The organism is Propioniciclava sp. LT432, assembly GCF_059515965.1.
Map to the genome: position 1 here is coordinate 77,904 of NZ_JCAKNE010000012.1, position 16,436 is coordinate 94,339.

19 protein-coding genes, 1 tRNA gene and 1 other RNA gene are annotated in these 16,436 nt (G+C 69.8%); 11 read left to right on the plus strand and 10 right to left on the minus strand.

What is annotated here, in order from left to right:
- Position 1 precedes the first annotated feature (1 nt).
- Together recR and AC5YDV_RS08310 are read right to left on the minus strand one after the other, a co-directional pair.
- Complete coding sequence (recR, locus tag AC5YDV_RS08305; protein ID WP_496182746.1) at positions 2 to 601, minus strand: recombination mediator RecR; 600 nt, start codon at positions 599 to 601, stop codon at positions 2 to 4.
- 14 nt (positions 602 to 615) lie between these two features.
- Positions 616 to 939 (minus strand): YbaB/EbfC family nucleoid-associated protein, encoded by a 324-nt coding sequence (locus AC5YDV_RS08310; protein WP_496182747.1) that lies wholly within the window; start codon positions 937 to 939, stop codon positions 616 to 618.
- Between the two features lie 69 nt (positions 940 to 1,008).
- Here AC5YDV_RS08310 and AC5YDV_RS08315 point away from each other — a divergent pair, with 69 nt between their 5' ends.
- Entirely contained in the window at positions 1,009 to 1,500 is a 492-nt protein-coding gene (locus AC5YDV_RS08315) for a DUF8738 domain-containing protein (protein ID WP_496182748.1), read from the plus strand.
- A gap of 10 nt (positions 1,501 to 1,510) precedes the next feature.
- Here AC5YDV_RS08315 and AC5YDV_RS08320 read toward each other — a convergent pair whose 3' ends face one another.
- The 5 genes from AC5YDV_RS08320 to AC5YDV_RS08340 all read right to left on the minus strand — a co-directional run bounded on the left by AC5YDV_RS08320 (position 1,511) and on the right by AC5YDV_RS08340 (position 7,423).
- Entirely contained in the window at positions 1,511 to 4,003 is a 2,493-nt protein-coding gene (locus AC5YDV_RS08320; protein ID WP_496182792.1) for a DNA polymerase III subunit gamma and tau, read from the minus strand.
- A 117-nt stretch (positions 4,004 to 4,120) separates the two neighbouring features.
- The gene (rpiA, locus tag AC5YDV_RS08325) at positions 4,121 to 4,816 is read right to left on the minus strand and encodes a ribose-5-phosphate isomerase RpiA (RefSeq protein ID WP_496182749.1); all 696 of its coding nucleotides are present in this window, start codon (positions 4,814 to 4,816) and stop codon (positions 4,121 to 4,123) included.
- Positions 4,817 to 4,897: 81 nt separating this feature from the next.
- Positions 4,898 to 4,994, minus strand: an RNA gene (ffs, locus tag AC5YDV_RS08330) — signal recognition particle sRNA small type.
- A gap of 45 nt (positions 4,995 to 5,039) precedes the next feature.
- Positions 5,040 to 6,524 carry a gluconokinase gene (locus AC5YDV_RS08335; protein ID WP_496182750.1) on the minus strand — a complete coding sequence of 495 codons (1,485 nt, stop codon included), beginning with the start codon at positions 6,522 to 6,524 and terminating at the stop codon, positions 5,040 to 5,042.
- A 53-nt stretch (positions 6,525 to 6,577) separates the two neighbouring features.
- Entirely contained in the window at positions 6,578 to 7,423 is an 846-nt protein-coding gene (locus AC5YDV_RS08340) for a carbon-nitrogen hydrolase family protein (protein ID WP_496182751.1), read from the minus strand.
- Between the two features lie 88 nt (positions 7,424 to 7,511).
- Here AC5YDV_RS08340 and AC5YDV_RS08345 point away from each other — a divergent pair.
- Positions 7,512 to 7,599 (plus strand) — tRNA-Ser (locus AC5YDV_RS08345).
- A gap of 447 nt (positions 7,600 to 8,046) precedes the next feature.
- Here AC5YDV_RS08345 and AC5YDV_RS08350 read toward each other — a convergent pair.
- On the minus strand, positions 8,047 to 8,586 hold the full coding sequence (locus AC5YDV_RS08350) for a putative immunity protein (protein ID WP_496182752.1): 540 nt from the start codon (positions 8,584 to 8,586) through the stop codon (positions 8,047 to 8,049).
- A 150-nt stretch (positions 8,587 to 8,736) separates the two neighbouring features.
- On the opposite strand from AC5YDV_RS08350, the gene AC5YDV_RS08355 reads away from it, so the two are divergent.
- The 5 genes from AC5YDV_RS08355 (at position 8,737) to AC5YDV_RS08375 (ending at position 11,298) form a co-directional block, all read left to right on the plus strand.
- Entirely contained in the window at positions 8,737 to 8,961 is a 225-nt protein-coding gene (locus AC5YDV_RS08355) for a helix-turn-helix domain-containing protein (RefSeq protein WP_496182753.1), read from the plus strand.
- An 11-nt stretch (positions 8,962 to 8,972) separates the two neighbouring features.
- The gene (locus tag AC5YDV_RS08360) at positions 8,973 to 9,116 is read left to right on the plus strand and encodes a hypothetical protein (RefSeq protein WP_496192467.1); all 144 of its coding nucleotides are present in this window, start codon (positions 8,973 to 8,975) and stop codon (positions 9,114 to 9,116) included.
- On the plus strand, positions 9,116 to 10,222 hold the full coding sequence (locus tag AC5YDV_RS08365) for an ArdC family protein (RefSeq protein ID WP_496182755.1): 1,107 nt from the start codon (positions 9,116 to 9,118) through the stop codon (positions 10,220 to 10,222). Before AC5YDV_RS08360 ends, AC5YDV_RS08365 begins: the two co-directional genes overlap by 1 nt.
- 130 nt (positions 10,223 to 10,352) lie before the next feature.
- On the plus strand, positions 10,353 to 10,733 hold the full coding sequence (locus tag AC5YDV_RS08370; protein ID WP_496182756.1) for a helix-turn-helix domain-containing protein: 381 nt from the start codon (positions 10,353 to 10,355) through the stop codon (positions 10,731 to 10,733).
- Positions 10,734 to 10,737: 4 nt separating this feature from the next.
- Entirely contained in the window at positions 10,738 to 11,298 is a 561-nt protein-coding gene (locus AC5YDV_RS08375) for a PIN domain-containing protein (RefSeq protein WP_496182757.1), read from the plus strand.
- An 86-nt stretch (positions 11,299 to 11,384) separates the two neighbouring features.
- On the opposite strand, the gene AC5YDV_RS08380 is transcribed toward AC5YDV_RS08375, so the two are convergent.
- The gene (locus AC5YDV_RS08380) at positions 11,385 to 12,710 is read right to left on the minus strand and encodes a hypothetical protein (protein WP_496182758.1); all 1,326 of its coding nucleotides are present in this window, start codon (positions 12,708 to 12,710) and stop codon (positions 11,385 to 11,387) included.
- Between the two features lies 1 nt (position 12,711).
- The gene (locus AC5YDV_RS08385) at positions 12,712 to 12,999 is read right to left on the minus strand and encodes a hypothetical protein (protein WP_496182759.1); all 288 of its coding nucleotides are present in this window, start codon (positions 12,997 to 12,999) and stop codon (positions 12,712 to 12,714) included.
- A 384-nt stretch (positions 13,000 to 13,383) separates the two neighbouring features.
- Between AC5YDV_RS08385 and AC5YDV_RS08390 the strand changes: the two genes are divergently transcribed.
- From AC5YDV_RS08390 to AC5YDV_RS08405, 4 genes are all read left to right on the plus strand, one after another.
- Positions 13,384 to 14,130: a hypothetical protein gene (locus tag AC5YDV_RS08390; protein ID WP_496182760.1), complete on the plus strand. Its 747-nt coding sequence runs from the start codon at positions 13,384 to 13,386 to the stop codon at positions 14,128 to 14,130.
- 243 nt (positions 14,131 to 14,373) lie between these two features.
- Positions 14,374 to 14,976: a hypothetical protein gene (locus tag AC5YDV_RS08395; RefSeq protein ID WP_496182761.1), complete on the plus strand. Its 603-nt coding sequence runs from the start codon at positions 14,374 to 14,376 to the stop codon at positions 14,974 to 14,976.
- Entirely contained in the window at positions 14,964 to 15,743 is a 780-nt protein-coding gene (locus AC5YDV_RS08400; protein WP_496182762.1) for a hypothetical protein, read from the plus strand. Before AC5YDV_RS08395 ends, AC5YDV_RS08400 begins: the two co-directional genes overlap by 13 nt.
- 27 nt (positions 15,744 to 15,770) lie before the next feature.
- Positions 15,771 to 16,430 (plus strand): SAF domain-containing protein, encoded by a 660-nt coding sequence (locus AC5YDV_RS08405; protein WP_496182763.1) that lies wholly within the window; start codon positions 15,771 to 15,773, stop codon positions 16,428 to 16,430.
- Positions 16,431 to 16,436 lie beyond the last annotated feature (6 nt).

Here is a 16,436-nt window from a genome sequence, read left to right on the forward strand (position 1 = left end):
GTCAGATCCCCACCTGGCGGCGTCCGGCGAAGGCACGCCCCAACGTGACCTCGTCGGCGAACTCCAGGTCGCCCCCCACGGGCAGTCCGGACGCCAACCGCGACACCGTGATGCCGGTCGGGGCGAGCAGCCGGGTCAGGTAGGTCGCGGTGGCCTCGCCCTCGACGTTGGGGTCGGTGGCGAGGATGACCTCGGTCACCACCGGCCCCTGGAGACGACGCAGGAGCTCGGCGATGTGCAGGTCCTCGGGACCCACGTGGTCGATGGGGCTGATCGCGCCGCCCAGGACGTGGTAGAGCCCCCGGAACTCGCGGGTGCGCTCGATGGCGGCGACGTCCTTCGACTCCTCCACCACGCACACCGTCGACTGGTCCCGTCGGGGGTCACGACAGATCCGACAGGTCGTCTCCTCGGACACGTTGAAGCAGATGTCGCAGAAACGCACCTTGTCGGCGACCTCACGGAGGGCGTCCGCCAAGCGGTCGACGTCCTCCCGATCGGTGTTCATCAGGTGGAACGCGATGCGCTGGGCGCTCTTCGGCCCGATGCCGGGGAGCCTGCCCAGTTCGTCGATCAGGGTCTGGATGGGACCTTCATACACGTCTGGCCGACGCCCTAGAAGTTCAGGCCGGGGATCTGCGGCATCGCCGCAGCGGCGAGCGCCTGCACCTGCGTGTTCGCGTCGCGCACGGCGAGCACGATCAGGTCACCCAAGGTCTCGGTGTCCTCGGGGTCGACGGCCTTCGGGTCCAGGCGCACCTCGGTGAGCTCACCACCGCCGGTCATGGTCACGGTGACCAGACCACCCCCGGCGGTGCCGGTCACGGTCCTGCTCGCGAGCTCGGACTGCGCGTTCTGCATCTGCTCCTGCATGGCCTGGGCTTGGGCCAGCAGCGCGTTCATGTCGAACCCGCCGCCCTCGGTGCCGAACATCGACATCGGTGACCTCCTCACGTCGCTCCCATCGTAGGGGATGCCCCGACTAGGCTGATTCACAGGAGGACGCCCATGCAGCGACGCACGCCGCCACGCACGACCGTCGGTGTCCTCGCGCTCGGCGCAGCCCTCGGTGTGCTGGTCGCCGGGTGCTCCACCCCGACGGGAGAGCCCATGGACACCCCCTCAGACCGTCCGCCGATCACCACGACCCCGCCCTTGGAGCCGGAGCCGGTGAGCCCCTCGGCGCCCTCCCCCGGGCCGCGCACGCCGGTTCCCGAGGCGGTGATCGCCCGTCCCGAGGTCCAGGCCGCCATCCGCGACGAAGCCGAGCGCCTCGGTGTCGACCCGAAGGACGTGGAGGTCGTCCTCCACGAGGCGGTCACGTGGAGCGACGGCTCGATCGGGTGCCCCGAGCCCGGCATGCTGTACACCCAGGCCCTCGTCGAGGGCCACCGCCTGGTGCTGCGCGTGGCCGGCAACGAGGCCAACTACCACGCCGGACGCAACGGCACCTTCCGGTACTGCGCCAACCCGACGCCGCCCGCGTCCACGGCCTCCTGAAGCGCCGACCTCAGGCCTCGGGAGGCTCCTCACCGAGGAACTCCGCGCCCAAGTGGCGCGTGAGCAACTCGTCGGCGTTCGTGACGCCCTCGTCCAGGTCGATGTCGTCGGGTGACTCCTCCGCCTCGGCCTCCTCGTCGACCGGACCCACCTGCGTGGCCTGGATGTTCGCGCGCGCCAACTCCGCTCCCCGCGCCGCGACAGCCGCGGCCTCGGCGTCCGCCACGGACGCCGTGGGCTCGGCCGGGCGTGCGGACGGGGCCGGCGCCGGGGCCGAGTCGAACGCCGGGGTCGGCGGTGGCGGCGGCTGGTCGCCCGCCACGGTCTGGATCGTCGGAGCGACCCCCAGCACCTCCAGCACCGCCTCGCGGACGACCTGGTCACTGCCGCCCCGCGAGAAGCTGTCGCGCGCGCCGGGGTTGTTGAACGCGAGGGTCAGCACCCCCTCGCTGAAGTCCTGGACCTGCGCGTTCTCGCGCACCGTGATCCACGTCACGCGGCGCCGGACCTTGATCTTCTCCAGCACCTCGGGCCACTGGTTGCGGACCTGCGCGGTGGTGAGCACCGCCGGATCCCCCACGGGCGGGCGTGGGCCCGTCGCGCCGGGCGCCGGGGGCCGACCCGGCGCTTGGTAATGGGGCTGGGGCTGCGGCGCGGGCTCCTGCCGCTGCGGCTGGGCCGGGGGGGCATCGGGCCACGGGTCGCCCCATGGCTCGGCCACCGGCGGACGACCGGGGCCAAGCTGCTGCTGTCGCTCGGGCGCGGGGCGCTGCGCGGGTGCGGAGGGCCGAGTGGCTGCCGGTGCCTGTGCCGGGGACGGGCCCTGTGCCGCTGACGGGACGCGCGGCTGCGCCGGGGGCTGCTCGTGCGCCGGGCGATGCTCGTGGGCCGGGGGCTGAGAGGGGCGCGCCGCCTGAGGGGCCTGTGCCTGAGGCGTCGCGGGGGCGTCCGCCCGCTCGGGACGCGCTGCGTGCACCTCGCCGGCGGACGCCATCTGGAGGCGTCGCTCCAGTCGATCCAGTCGCGCGTGGACGCCGCGGTCGTCGGCATCCGCCCCCGGCAGGAGCACGCGGGCGCACATGAGCTCCAGGTGGAGGCGCGGGGCCGTCGTTCCGCGCATGTCCGTCAGCCCCTTGGCGATGACCTCGGCGGCCCGGGTGAGTTCGCCGCGCCCCATGCCGTTGGCCTGCGTGGTGAGGCGTTCCCCCTGGTCGGCGGCGACGTCGACCAGGCCGGTGGCCAGCGCGTCCGGCACGGCGGCGACGATGATGAGGTCGCGGAGGCGGCGCAGCAGGTCCTCGGCGAAGCGACGCGGATCCTGCCCCACCTCGATCACCTTGTCGATGCACGCGAACACGCCGTGCGAGTCACCGGCGGCGAAGGCGTCCATGATCTCGTCGAGCAGGCTGTCGGGGGTGTAGCCGAGCAGCGCGGTGGCCTGGGCGTAGCTGACGCCCTCCTCGGCGGCGCCGCCCAGGAGCTGGTCCAGCACCGACAGCGAGTCGCGGACGGAGCCCGCCCCCGCGCGGACCACCAGGGGCAGCACGCTCGGGTCGACGCGGACGCCCTCGGCCTCGCAGAGCGTGGAGAGGTAGCCGCTCAACGTGCGCGGCGGAACGAGGCGGAACGGGTAGTGGTGCGTGCGGGACCGGATGGTGCCGATGACCTTCTCCGGCTCGGTCGTCGCGAAGATGAACTTCACGTGGGCGGGCGGTTCCTCGACGACCTTGAGCAGAGCGTTGAAGCCCTGCGGCGTCACCATGTGCGCCTCGTCGATGATGTAGATCTTGTAGCGGCTGTGGACCGGCGCGAAGAACGCCCGCTCCCGCAGGTCGCGCGCCTCGTCGACGCCGCCGTGCGACGCCGCGTCGATCTCGATCACGTCGATGCTGCCGGTGCCGCCCCGGGCCAGGTCGACACACGAACGACAGGTGCCACACGGAGTCGGGGTCGGACCCTGCTCGCAGTTGAGGCAGCGTGCCAGGATGCGCGCCGACGTCGTCTTGCCACAGCCACGCGGCCCGCTGAACAGGTAGGCATGGTTGACCCGGTTGTTCACCAGGGCGCGCTTGAGCGGCTCGGTCACGTGCTCCTGGCCGATGACGTCATCGAACGTGTCGGGCCGGTAGCGGCGGTAGAGGGCGAGAGGGGCCTCCGGGGCCACGCGGTCCGGCACGGCGAGCGGTGCATCAGGGGCCGCGCCGGGTGCCACGCGGTCCGGCACGGCGAGCGGTGCCTCGGGGGCGGGCACGGCGAGCGGCACCTCGGGGGCGGGCACGGCCACCGGTGCCTCGCCCGCTCCGTCCGCCTCGTCGTCGGGGTCGATCGGGATCTCGGACATCTCGTCCATCTCCAGATCCATCTCAGGGTCGTCGACCGGCGTGGGCTCGGTGGGCAGGATCAGCTCGTCCGGCTCCGTACCGAAGAGGTCGGGACCATCCTGGTCGTAGGCGTCGTAGCCCTCGTCGACGACGTCATCATCGTCGTCGAACAGCCCACCCATCGCGTCTTGTGCCACGTCGAGCACACTACTGGGTCCCTCCGACAGCGCGCGGTCGGGTGGACGCCGAGGGAGCGGTCAGAAGGTGGTCGCCCAAGAAGGCGGACGCCCACGGAGCCGTCAGAAGGTGGTCGTCCGGAGGCCGTCCTGGGTCCCGAGCAACTGGACCGCGGCCCGCTGGTGCGCGAACACGCCCACGGTGACCACACCGGGCCACGAGTTGACCTCGTCCTCCAGCGCGAGGGGGTCGGTGATCCGCAGGCCGCGGACATCGAGGATGTGCTGGCCGTTGTCGGTCACGTACACATCGCCGGACGCCGTGCGCCGCAGCACCGCCTCGCCGCTGGTGCCGGCGACCCCGCGCGCGAAGCGACGCGCCACGGTGTTCGCCGCCATCGGGATCACCTCGACGGGCAGTCCGAAGTCGCCGAGCACGGCCACGGCCTTCGACTCGTCCACGATGCAGATGAACCGGTCGGCCATGCCGGCGATGATCTTCTCGCGCGTCAGCGCGCCACCGCCGCCCTTGATCATGAAGCCGCGGGGGTCGATCTCGTCCGCGCCGTCGATGTAGACGTCGAGGTGGTCGACCTCGTTGGCGTCCATGATCGGGATGCCCAGCCTGCGCAGCTGGTCCGACGACGCCTCCGAGCTCGAGATCGCCCCGACGACCCGGTCGGCGACCTCACCCAGCGCGTTGATGAAGTGGGACGTCGTCGACCCCGTGCCGACGCCCACCACCGAGCCGGGCGCCACGTACTGGATCGCAGCGCGTCCGACCATCTCCTTGAGCTCGTCCTGGGACAGGCCAGCCATCGGTGTGCCTCCTTTGGTCACCGCCAGCATGGCGGGTCGCGCGCCGCGGTGCAGGCGGTTCGGCCAAACCGACCCGCCCGCGAAAAGGGGCCCCCGCGCACCTGACAGAGCTCACTGACCCTTGCTGCCTTCCGGCCCTGGGGGAGTTGGGCGAGGTACCACCGCGCGGGGACCCGAGGACCAGCATAACCGATGCGGCGAGGGTCCCGCCGCCGGGGACCCGTCAGCGCAGGTCGGCCCCGAGGCGTCCGTAGCGCTGGAGGACGTTGCCCATGTTGTAGCGGTAGTGCTCGTAGGTGGCGAGGTCCTCCTTCGACACGTGGACGTGCTCCTCGATCGCCTCGCCGCGGAGGAGTTCGTAGCCGTCCTGCAGCGTGTCGACCACGCCCAAGGCCTTGGCGCCGAGGATGGCCGCCCCCAGGCCGGAGCCCTCGGCGGAGCCGGTGACGATGAGGGGGCGGTTGAGGACGCCGGCCACCACGTCGCGCCACAGAGCCGAGCGGAAGACCCCGCCGGTCGCGCGGATCTCCTCGACGCGGGCGATCATGCGCAGGCGGCGCAGGATCGTCCAGAGCTGGAAGGCCACGCCCTCCACCCCCGCGCGGATGAAGTGGTCGGGCGTGTGCGGACGCCTCACGTGCAGGAACGCGCCCCGGATCTCCGAATCCCACAGGGAGGCGCGTTCGGAGACGAGGTAGGGGATGCAGACCAAGCCGTCCGAGCCGGCCGGGATGAGCTCGGCGCGGCGGCAGGCTTCGGCGTCATCGGCCCCCTCGGGCGCGAAGGTCTCGGTCAGCCAGCGCTGGACCATCCCGCCGTTGCTGACGGCGCCGCCGGCCACCCAGACGTCGCCGGTCAGCGCGTAGCAGAACAGCCCGGACACGACCGCCGGCGCGCGCATCACCATGCGCAGCGCCCCGGACGTACCGATCGACAGCCCCGCCTTGCCGACCTCCATCGCGCCGGTGCCGAGGTTGCCCAGCGGGCCGTCGCCGGCGCCGACCACCACCGGCAGGCCGGCGGGCAGGCCGATCACGGACGCGGCGTCCGCCGAGAGCGGCAGGATGTCGGTCGTGTCGTGCAGTTGCGGCAACTGGTCGGGGCGGATGCCGGCCACCTCGAAGGCCTCGGGGTTCCAGTCGCGGGTCTCCATGTCGAGCATGCCGCTGCCGGACGCCGTGGACAGCTCGGTCGCGACCTGCCCGGTGAGGATGACGAGGATCCAGTCCTTGAGGCCGATCCAGTGCGGCGTGGCGCGGAGCAGGTCGGGGTCGTGGTCGCCGAACCAGCGCAGCTTGACCAGCGGGGACATCGGGTGGGTCGGCGTCCCGGACGTGAAGTGCAGGCGGGGGCCGGTCGCGTGCGCGTTGAGCTGCTCCGCCTGGAGGGACGCTCGCGAGTCGGCCCAGGTGAGGAGCTCGGTCACGGGCCGCAGGTCGGCGTCCAGCCCCATCAGGCCGTGCATCGCTGTGGAGATCGAGATGCCGAGGACGCGCCCGGGCTCGACCCGGGCGACCACGTCGGCGAGCGCCCCGAGGACGCCGGCGGCGATGGCGTCCGGTTCCTGGACGTGCCAGCCCGGACGCGGACCCAACAACGGGTACTCGCGCGCTGCGGTGGTGCGGAGGGTTCCATCGAGCGAGAACAGCGAAGCTTTCGCCGCCGTCGTGCCGACATCCAACCCCAGGATCACGTCTCCGTGGGACATGGGCCTCCTCCTCCGTCGCGGGTGTTGTCACGCAGGCTAGCCCCGAGGCGGCGTCAGGGTGCCTTGATGGCCAACCGGGAGCCGGCAAGAACCGGCAACCGCTCTCGCGCCTCGCCGAGCGTCGAGGTGTCGAGGTCGACCACGAGCAACTCCGGCCCCGCACCGGCCTCGGCGAGGACGTCCCCCAAGGGGCCGGCCACGACGCTGTGGCCAACCCCCGTCGGGGAGCCCGGCCGGACCTCGACGCCGACGCTGGCGGGATCGGCCTGACCGGGGGCAACGATGAAGCAGGTGGAGTCCATGGCCCGGGCGACGCACAGGGCACGCCACTGGGTGGCCTTGTTCGGCCCGTTCGCCCAAGAGGCCGGGACCAGGATCACCTCGGCGCCCTCTTGCGCCAGGTGCTTGAACAATTCGGGGAAGCGAATGTCGTAGCAGGTGGCCAGACCGAACCGGACGCCGCCGAGCGTCACCAGCACGGGCTCGTCCCCGGCCTGGACATGACGCGACTCGACGAACCCCCACGCATCGAAGAGGTGGATCTTGTCGTAGGTCGTGGCGATGTCTCCGGCGTGGTCGACGACCAGCAGGGTGTTGCGGGCGCGCTTGCGCCCCGGCTCCGGGGCGCCGTCCGGCTGGGCGGGCGAGCCCGGGGTGAACATGCCGGCCACGATCGCGATGGCGAGGTCGTGCGCGACCTGCCGGACGCCGGTCGCCCAAGGCCCGTCCAGCGGTTCGGCGATGTCGGCGGACCGCGTGGCGAAGCTGGCCATCGTCGCCTCGGGGAACACGACCAACTCCGCTCCGTCGTTCGCGGCACGGGTCGCGGTCTCTCGGACGAGGGCGAGGTTGTCCACCGGGGACGTGCCGGCGACGACCTGGGCCAGGGCGATGCGCATGCCCCTCATTCGACTGGGCTCGGGCGCCCCGAGTCAACACCGATGTCCGATTGGGCCGGACGCGCCCGGATCAGTTATCATCTCCGACGGAGGATTCGCCTAGAGGCCTATGGCGCTCGGTTGGAAACCGGGTTGGGTTCACGCCCTCACGAGTTCGAATCTCGTATCCTCCGCCACGCGAAACCGGCTCTGACGAGGCTAAATAGCCTGTCAGGGCCGGTTGTGGTTCCGGCTCATTCCCTTAGCGTTCCCTTAGTAATCGGCTCTTTGGAGGTGAGAGCACTCACTTGCCGGCGTCGTGGCGCCCTCGCTGGGTGTGGAGCGTGGTTGCTCCGAACCGGCTCTGGCCATAGGGCCCGGACCGGAGGAGAGCGCTTGTGCAGATCTGGGCGGGGACCGGCGTGTCGGGTTTCGCGGTGGCTTAGGATCTGGCCTGCCGACTGGCACACGGGAGGGGATCGATGAGCGCTACAGGGAGCCGCACCTGCTCTTGGTGCGGAACGATCGGCCACGATCGGCGGACGTGCGATGTGCCCCCGAACGCGGGTCAGTGTGGTGCATGTGGCTACCACGGGCACGACCGGCGCAACTGCCCGCGGAAGTAACGCTCCGGGCCGACGGGGTCAGGTTGGGCTGACCAAGGCGGTCTGGATCTGCCGGATCACGACGCCCAGGACGCCGGAAGTGAGCAGTCCCGATCCGAGTGGGCCTGCGGTGTCCTGTCCGAGAAGCGGCAGGCGCGCGAGCGCTTCGCGGACCGGCTGGGTCATGTGCTCCAGTTGCCAGCGGACCTCGGCGTCCATCGCGTCATCTGGATCGGTAGCAGCCAAGCCGGCGGCTCTCGCAGCGTAGGCAGCTGCACCCAGTGCGTGGGCCCCCATGTGGCAGACACCGGAGGCCTGTGCCGCTGAACGGGCGGCGGCGATTGCGGCGGGGCCAGCGACAGCATGGGCGGCCCGACCGGCGACGAAGCGGTCGCGGATCTGTCCGGCCGTGTCCAGTTCACCTCGACCAAAGGCGCGTGTCCGAGCGATTCCGTCCGCCGGTCTGCCATCGGTGGGTGCCTCGGCCTCGAACATCGTGACCACCCGGTCGGCACAGTCGGCAGCCCAGAGCGCCACGATCCTCCGATCGTCCTCGCTGAGCGTCTGCGGTGAACCCATGGCGGCCAGCCTCGCACACCCGCGTGCCGGCATCGCGATTACGACCGACGTCGCGATCTGGGGTGGGCTGCCTGTCCGGAACGAGCCCGGTCGGCGGCTTAAGGGGAAGCCAGCCATCCCGTGCTGGCGGTGGCGATCGAGGAGCCGAGTATGACTATCAGTGCCCCCAACGTGAAGCCGGAGTTCGTCTCGTTGCAGGAGGCGGCCGTGTTGTACAGCGTGAGTGTCGATCTGTTGCGTCAGCGGATCGCGGCAGGTGAGTTGCCGGCGGTGCATGCCGGGCGACGGCTCATCCGGGTCCGGCTGGAGGACCTGAAGCGGGTGTTCCGCCCGGTCCCCTCGGTCTACACCCGGGCCCGTCGCCGCGCGTCGTGAACGAGCACCCGGTGATGTCCGTGCCGGAGCGTGATCGTCCGCTCGTTCTGTACGACCTGTTGGGCGAGATCGCCAGGCTCAGGGTCAGCGGCGCCGGTTCGGGCGAGGTCGACCGGCTGGCTGAGGAGTTCCGGCGGTTGCGGGCGGAGTTGTGATGGCCGACCGGACGCTGACCGAGGCGCAGCGGGAGGCTGCCGATCGGGCCCGTCGGGAGACGGTTGAGCAGTTGCACCAGCAGTTGGCCGACAACATCTCCAACCTGGACGACAAGGATGGGTGGCAGCGCTGGCTGGGGATGGCCGCCAGGCTGCATAGGTACAGCTTCAACAATGTGGTGTTGACGATGCTGCAGATGCCGGACGCGACGGTGATTGCCGGTTATCGGGCGTGGCAGTCGATGGGTCATCAGGTTCGGCGTGGGGAGAAGGCGATCAAGATCCTGGGTCCGGTGACCCGGAAGGTGGAGCTGGTTGACCGCTCGACCGGTGAGCCGGTCCGGGATGCCGAGGGCCGGCCGCAGTTCGTCCGGCAGCTGGTCGGGGTTCGCCCGGTGAGTGTGTTCGACGCGAGTCAGGTCGACCCGCCCGTCCAAACGTCGCCGGAGCCGACCTTGTTGCGCGGTGAGGCGCCGCCCGGGTTGTGGGACTCGCTGGCCGAACTCGTGGCTGCGGAAGGCTTCCGGTTGACCCGCGGCGACTGTGGCGGGGCGAACGGGCTGACCGACTACACGGCTCGCGACGTCCGGGTCAGGGCCGATGTCGACGACGCCCAATCGACCAAGTCACTGATCCATGAGTTGGCGCACGTTCTGATCCGTCCCGAACCGGGCGAGGTGTACGCCGGCGCCTGCCGTGGCCGCCGGGAGGTCGAGGCCGAGTCGGTGGCGTACGTCGTCGCGGCCGCGCACCACCTGGACACGAGCCAGTACACGTTCAACTATGTCGCCGGGTGGGCCACGCAGGCGGCCACACCCGAGCACGGCATCGAGGCGGTCGTCGCTGAGACCGGAGCGCGCGTGATCGCCACCGCCGACAAGATCCTGGCGCACACCAAGCCCGCCGACCTGGAATCCCGGCTGGTCGACGCCGTCGCTGAAGACCTCGGCGTCGCGGTGCCGATGGCGCCGCAGCTGGCTGGCCGCACTCCCGAACCCGAGGTGTGGGAAACCATCACATCCACGGTGAGCCTCGGGGCGCGGGAGGATGCGCGTCGACCGATCCCGCTGAACCAGGAGGTTCGGACGATGGGTCTGAGGATCTGAAGGGATGGCTGGATGATCAACGCAACTGGGCGACGCACTCTTGCCTCGCCGAGGCGGGAAGGGGTGGCCGGGCCGGAAGGAGGACGCCGAGATGGTTGCTGTTATTGCAGTTACGGGTAGCATGGTGCCCATGACAGCCCGCACGCTCGCGACCACTCTGGACCCGGTCGACCCCGTCGTCCGCTCCGATGCGAAGACCCTCGCCGATCGCCTTACCGGCGGCACGCCGGTCGAGGCTGCGGTGCGCGCGATGCTCGACGACGTCGCCCACGGCGCACGGGTCGTGGTGCTCCGCGCCGACGATGAGGTCACCCCGGCGCAGGCTGCCGACATCATCGGCGTGACTCGCCAGTTCGTTGACCGGCTCTGCGCCGACGGCGTGCTCGCCTTCCGTCGCCTGCCCGGCAGCCGCCACCGACGCATCCGCGTCCAGGACGCGATCGACGTCGCCACCGAACGCGACCAGCGCCGCACCGGGGCTGAGGCGATCCGCGACGCGCTCAACGAGTAATCCCGTGGCCGGCTTGCAGCGCGTCTTCATCGACACCAGCGAACTCTTCCCGTTCACGATCATGGATGTGCTCCTCACTCTCGCTGAAGACTTCCTGTTCACCTGGGTCTGGACCGACGAACTCCTCGACGAATGGACCGAAGTCATCGTCCGCGAGGGCAAGCGCTCCCCGGAATCAGCCGCCTCCGTAGCGGCCGCGGTCCGGACTCACTTCGGCCGATACCGCATCGACCCGGCCCTCTATCGCGACAAAATCACCGACGACCTCTCACCCGACCCAGATGACCGGGTGCACGCCGCCGCAGCGATCCACGGCGACGTCGATGTGCTACTCACCCGGAACCTGAAGCACCTGCGCACCAAGCCGGTCCTCGCCGCTGGCGTCACAGTCATCACCTCAGACGAGTTCCTCTGTGCGCTGCTCACCGCTCATCGCCACGGGGTTGTCGAGTCGTTCACCCGTGCGGCGAGTGGCAAGAAGAACCCGCCCACGACTCCCTACGAGTTGGCCGGCAAGATCGCAGCCGCAGGCGCGCCTCTATTCGCCCAACGGGTACGGCGTTAGCTCGCGGCCTGACGACCACCCGCGGGTTCGTCTGGGTTCGTCTGGATCATGCCGTCCTACGAGGACGCCTGCTCCTGGAGGCCCGTTCATCGGCTGATAACGCGCGCGGGCTGTTCGGACGGCACGATGGCCGCCAGCTTCGCTCGCTCCTGGGCGGTCCGCAGCGGGTCGAGAGGTGCCGAGACTGTCTCCCAGAGGCCGCCGTGCCGCGCGCCCAACAGGGGCAGAGACGGACAGTCGACGGCCTCGATGACGTGCGGGGTTGCGCCGACCAGCCGAGCTAGTGCATTGGATGCGTTGTGGTGCAGCGTTTCGGCGGAGTGGAAGGCGGCGGGGTCGGGCCGCCAGTCGTAGCGGAGGCTGTCCAGTGCCTCCTGAACGGAGTGCTTGGGCGTCGGGATGTGGCTGGTGTCCAACCAGACCCGGCTCGCCCCGCGGGTCAGCCCGTCGAGCGCCGCGACGACCTGATGTCCGACGCGGATGGCGGTCTGAAGGCCGGAGTGGGCGACAGCTACCAGTTGCTCTGGTGAGGTGTTGGCGAACATTTCGTCGGACGGCTTCCAGTCGCTGCCGCTTCGCAGCGCATCGTCCAGGCACTCCCGTAGATCGGCGGAGGCCCTCCGCAGTTGGGTGCTGCGTCCGCCGAGGCGGATGTGGCTTGGCCATCGCGCGGCCTGGCGCCATGCGCTCCCGGCGGTGGTGAGAGCCCCACCCGCCTCGCCGGCATAGATCTGTCGGGACTGGTTGGCGTGATCGGTGATGGCGTTAGCTGCTGCGCAGAGCAGCGCGATATCCGCTGCGGCGAGTTGAAGGGCGTGTTGGGTCACGAGGCGCGGGTTGGCGATCGCGTCGGTCGCGGCCGCTTCCCAGCGGGCGATGGCCCCGTCGATGCCCGGATCGGTCGGGCCGATGATGCGCCACGCATGTAGCGCGGCAGGCGTCGTGGGCGCGGGCTGCGGGCCGCCCAGGCGGATGATCTGTGGGTCGGGCCGACAGTCGAGGGCTTCGAAGCCACGCTGGGTCCAGCGCGCGGCGCGGGCGAGGGCGGCTTCCAGGTTGGTGCCCAGTGCTTCGCCGGCCCGCGTGCGGGCAGTGGGTGTGGTGACCGTAGGGATGCGCATCACCTCGGCGATGCAGCCGATAGTTGTGGTGATCGCCATCAGCCCGGTCCCGGGTGCGGGGAGCGGACGCGCGTCCGGTTCGTCAGCTATGGATACGAGCAGGAGCCCCAGTCGCTGCGCGCCGTCGTTGGGGTGTCGCGGCCGGTCTCGGAGGAGTCGCAGGCTTGTTCGGGCGAGGGCCCGCCATTCTTGGCGGACGCGGTCAACTGAGCCGGGGATGATCGTGGCGGTGTCGAGGTCGTCCAGGCGGGCGTCGAGTGCAATCAGCAGATCGAGGGCGGAGGTGGCCATCTCAGCTCACCGCCCGCGAGAGACGGCGGAGTTGCTGGGCGAGGAGGGTCAGTTCAGCACGGCTGTCGAGGCTGAGCAGGTCGCCGGCCAGCGCAAGTGCCTGCCCCGACGGAAGGACGGCCACAACCGGCGTCCCTTCCGGTTCGAACTCGCTGAGCTGGCTCTGGATCTCCAGACACTCGACTCCGGCGAACAGTGCGGCCGGCGAGTCCTGGTCGCCGGCAAGGAGTTGGTCTGCGGCCAGGCCCACATAGCTGTTCGCGAGGCTGACAGGGTTCGGCTCGGGCATGCGACGTCCAATCTCGGTGCTGGTCCCTTAAGCCGTCGAGATGGCCGGTTCCGGTCAGGATCGGGCCGGGGATTCTCGTCTCCCGCCAACGACGTCTGGTCTCGAACCAGGTGGCGGCGGCCCCAGAACCCCGGCTACCTGGTCCGAACCTGCCTGCGCAGCCTGCTTATCCGAATCACCGAAAGCGTCTCGGCGACCAGCAATGCCCCCAATTCCGGTGCTTGCTGGGCGCGACTTAGGAGACATAGGGGACATGGGTGCGACAAGGACGTTCACGACTTCTGTGGATAGCTGAAAGGCCGTTGTGCACAGCCACTGGTGACACCGTTGGTGACATCGGCTTGCTGAGGTTCCGTGGTCTCAGGACCCACGGAAGGAACTCTCATGACCGTCGCGGAAAGCTTCGGCGTCACCGCCGACCAGATCAGCGATCTCCTCGAAACCCACTGGGCAGACTGGACCACCCAGGTGCCCGACATGGCCCTCGTGCCGCGCGCTGGCCGGCTGTGCGACTGGCTCCGCACGGCCGAGCCGCGCGAGGCTGACCGCGTGCTGCGCGGCTTGGCCAAGTTGTCCGATGCCGACGCCGGGGCCAGTCGGGAGGCAGGTCTTGCACTGGCGTGGGTGATGATGCCGGCCGCGACCATCCTCGCCCACCAGCTTCGGTCGATGAGCGATGACATCGACTTCCACGTCGCCGCTCAGCTGTGGGTCGCCGTGCGCACCTATCCCTGGCAGACGACCGGACGGGTCGCGGCCAACATCAAGCTGAACCTGCGCAAGAGGGTCGTGAAGGACTTGACCTCGACGGCGCCCTACCTGCCTTTGGACGACTCCAGGCTGGCCCCTGTCGAGAGCACCCCGGATGCCATCGAGGAACTCATCGAGATCCTGGGGGACGGCCTGAATGCCGAGGTGATCGACCAGGACGACTTCGACCTGCTGATGGCCGTGCTCGACGCCGCCGACGAGCTGGAGCCACCAAAGGGCCCGGGGATCGGCATCGTCGGCGACCGGGTGTCAGAGCGGATCGGGCAAGACCGCGGATGCTCGAGCCGCACCGTCCGGCGTTACCTCAAGCGGTCGATCGAGGCGCTCGGTGAACTGGCCGAAGCGCAGAAGAGCGCATGAGGACGCCTCGTGACAGGCGCGCAGCAATCGGGCAACACATCGTTTGCTCGATCCGGACACCCGGATCCTAAGCAGGATTTCTACGTTTGGGGATCTGGTCACCCTGCGAAGCGGCGACTTAGGCTCGGTACACCCCCAGGCGCGCCGCCGTCCCAAAAAGCAATTCGATTCGCTGTCCGAATCCACCCATCTCAAAGGCTTAAGGGGGTGGAAGGAGATGCGAACGTGAGCCCCACTACACCCGTGCTGCTTGCCGCCGGCGCGACAATCGCGGTTTTCGGATTGGCTGCGTGCACCGCGACCCCGGCACAAACCTGGCCCAGCTCCAGCTCGGCGCCCGCCACCAACACCAGCCCGTCAGAGACTGCGACCCCGACAGCGACGCCTACGCCGACGCCGACTAGTGACACCGACCAGGCGGCCGCGCTGGACGTGGTCCAGCGCTATTCCGACGTCATGGCGAGAGTCCGAGCGAACCCGGCGAAGTACGACCAGTACAAGATGATCGAGTTGCTCAAGCCGCTCGCGTTCGACGACATGATCCAGGCCAACCTGAACGGTGTCCGGCCTTGGCGGGACAAGGGATGGCACGAAACTGGCGAGTCGCTCACGGTGAGCGTCACGGCATCCAAGGTCGATCGAGTGGACGGCGTGGTCAGGGTCACGGTGACGGCCTGTCGGGATCAGCGCAGCGTGGTCGTCGTCGACAAGAGCGACAAGCCCGTGAAGGAGTCAGAGCAGCAGCCCGACTTCGTCAGCCGGACCTACGAGCTCCGGCGCGCCGAAAAGGCGACCTTTAAGGTCTACCAATCCGGTGGCAAGGAAGTGGCGACGTGCGAGTCCTGATCCGGTCGCTCGCGACCGTGGCCGCCACAATCCTGATCGCCTGCGGGTGCGCGCTCACGGCGGAGGCGAAGCTCTGCCCGCCCGGCTGTGGAGACAACGACGGCGGTGGCGTCACGTGCCGCGTGTGTGACAAGAAGCCGCCAACCCCGGGCAATCCCGGCAAGCCGGGCAAACCCGATTTGCCGGCCTGCCCGCCTTCGAAGGACGCCATCCCGGACGGTGCGACTGACAACTCCCCTGACGGTTGGGTGCGGGTCCGGTGCATGGAGGGCAGCTTGGTGTTGCTGTTCTGGGTGGAGCCGCGGGTGAACCCGGGGCAGCTGGCTCGCTCGCTGCTGGACGAGATGGAGTTGTCACCGATCGACATCGGGATCACGCCGAAGGGGCCGGACGCGATGGCGTTGGTCGGCTTGCCGGTGTGGCTGTGGGTCGAAGACCCGTCGAGTGCGACGTGGGGCCCGAAGTCGATCTCTGCGGGCGGCGTGACGATGACCGCCAAGGCGCAGAAGGTCGTCTGGGATCTGGGCGATGGCAGTGAGCTGTCGTGTGGCCAGGGCACCGAGTGGACCTACGGGGTGGGTGAGAAGCCGTCCCCGACGTGTGGTCACACCTACAGCGAGCAGGGGCGCTACACCGTCGAGGCGACGTCGTACTGGACGGCCGACTGGTCAGGCTATGGCCAGTCGGGCTCGTTCAGTTTCCAGTTGGCTGCGACGCAGCGTCTGGATGTGGGCGAGTTGCAGGTGATCGTGACGAGCGGCGGGTAGGCCGCCGGAGGAGATCGGAGAAGGGCCGTGATTGAAGTTTCCGAGAAGCACGCCGAGACCGGGAGTGCGCGCGCCAACGATCACGGCCCGGTGCCGCGATCCCCGAAGCTCGCTCGGCGCCCGTTCCTGGTCGTGGTGGCTGCGGTTCTTGTCGCTGCCGGGGCCGTGGCGGGTGGTTTGTTGTGGGTGTCGGCGACGGCCGCGGGTGAGGTGGTGATGGTCCGGCAGGGTGTGGCTCGTGGCGAGGTGATCACCGCGCAGGATCTGGGCACGGTCCGGGTCGGGGTGGATCCTTCGTTGTCGACGGTCCCGGCCGGCGAGTTGACGTCGCTGGTCGGGATGCGGGCCGCGGCGGATCTGACCGTCGGCACTTTGGTGAGCAGGACCCAGGTGTCGGAGGCTGTGATTCCCGGCCCCGGGGATTCGATTGTGGGTGTGCCGATCGCTCCGGGTTTGATGCCGGTTGAGCCGCTGGCCTCTGGGGATGCGGTGCGGCTGGTGCGCACCGGTGACCTTCCCGCCGACACGACGTCGGCGGCTCCGGTCGACGCGAAGGTGCTGCGGGTCACGCCCGGTGACACCCAGACGGTTGTGGACGTGGTCGTGGCTACCGACAAGGCGGTGCAGTTGGCCCAGTGGTCGGGGTCGGGGAAGATCGCGCTGGTCCTGGACTCGCGGGCGAGGTGAGCGGGC

Coding starts and splice junctions, on each gene's coding strand:
- AC5YDV_RS08310 (WP_496182747.1), bottom strand. CDS start 939: ATGTCGATGTTCGGCACCGAGGGCGGCGGGTTCGACATGAACGCGCTG.
- AC5YDV_RS08315 (WP_496182748.1), top strand. CDS start 1,009: ATGCAGCGACGCACGCCGCCACGCACGACCGTCGGTGTCCTCGCGCTC.
- AC5YDV_RS08320 (WP_496182792.1), bottom strand. CDS start 4,003: ATGGGTGGGCTGTTCGACGACGATGATGACGTCGTCGACGAGGGCTAC.
- rpiA (WP_496182749.1), bottom strand. CDS start 4,816: ATGGCTGGCCTGTCCCAGGACGAGCTCAAGGAGATGGTCGGACGCGCT.
- AC5YDV_RS08335 (WP_496182750.1), bottom strand. CDS start 6,524: ATGTCCCACGGAGACGTGATCCTGGGGTTGGATGTCGGCACGACGGCG.
- AC5YDV_RS08340 (WP_496182751.1), bottom strand. CDS start 7,423: ATGCGCATCGCCCTGGCCCAGGTCGTCGCCGGCACGTCCCCGGTGGAC.
- AC5YDV_RS08350 (WP_496182752.1), bottom strand. CDS start 8,586: ATGGGTTCACCGCAGACGCTCAGCGAGGACGATCGGAGGATCGTGGCG.
- AC5YDV_RS08355 (WP_496182753.1), top strand. CDS start 8,737: ATGACTATCAGTGCCCCCAACGTGAAGCCGGAGTTCGTCTCGTTGCAG.
- AC5YDV_RS08365 (WP_496182755.1), top strand. CDS start 9,116: ATGGCCGACCGGACGCTGACCGAGGCGCAGCGGGAGGCTGCCGATCGG.
- AC5YDV_RS08370 (WP_496182756.1), top strand. CDS start 10,353: ATGACAGCCCGCACGCTCGCGACCACTCTGGACCCGGTCGACCCCGTC.
- AC5YDV_RS08380 (WP_496182758.1), bottom strand. CDS start 12,710: ATGGCCACCTCCGCCCTCGATCTGCTGATTGCACTCGACGCCCGCCTG.
- AC5YDV_RS08385 (WP_496182759.1), bottom strand. CDS start 12,999: ATGCCCGAGCCGAACCCTGTCAGCCTCGCGAACAGCTATGTGGGCCTG.
- AC5YDV_RS08390 (WP_496182760.1), top strand. CDS start 13,384: ATGACCGTCGCGGAAAGCTTCGGCGTCACCGCCGACCAGATCAGCGAT.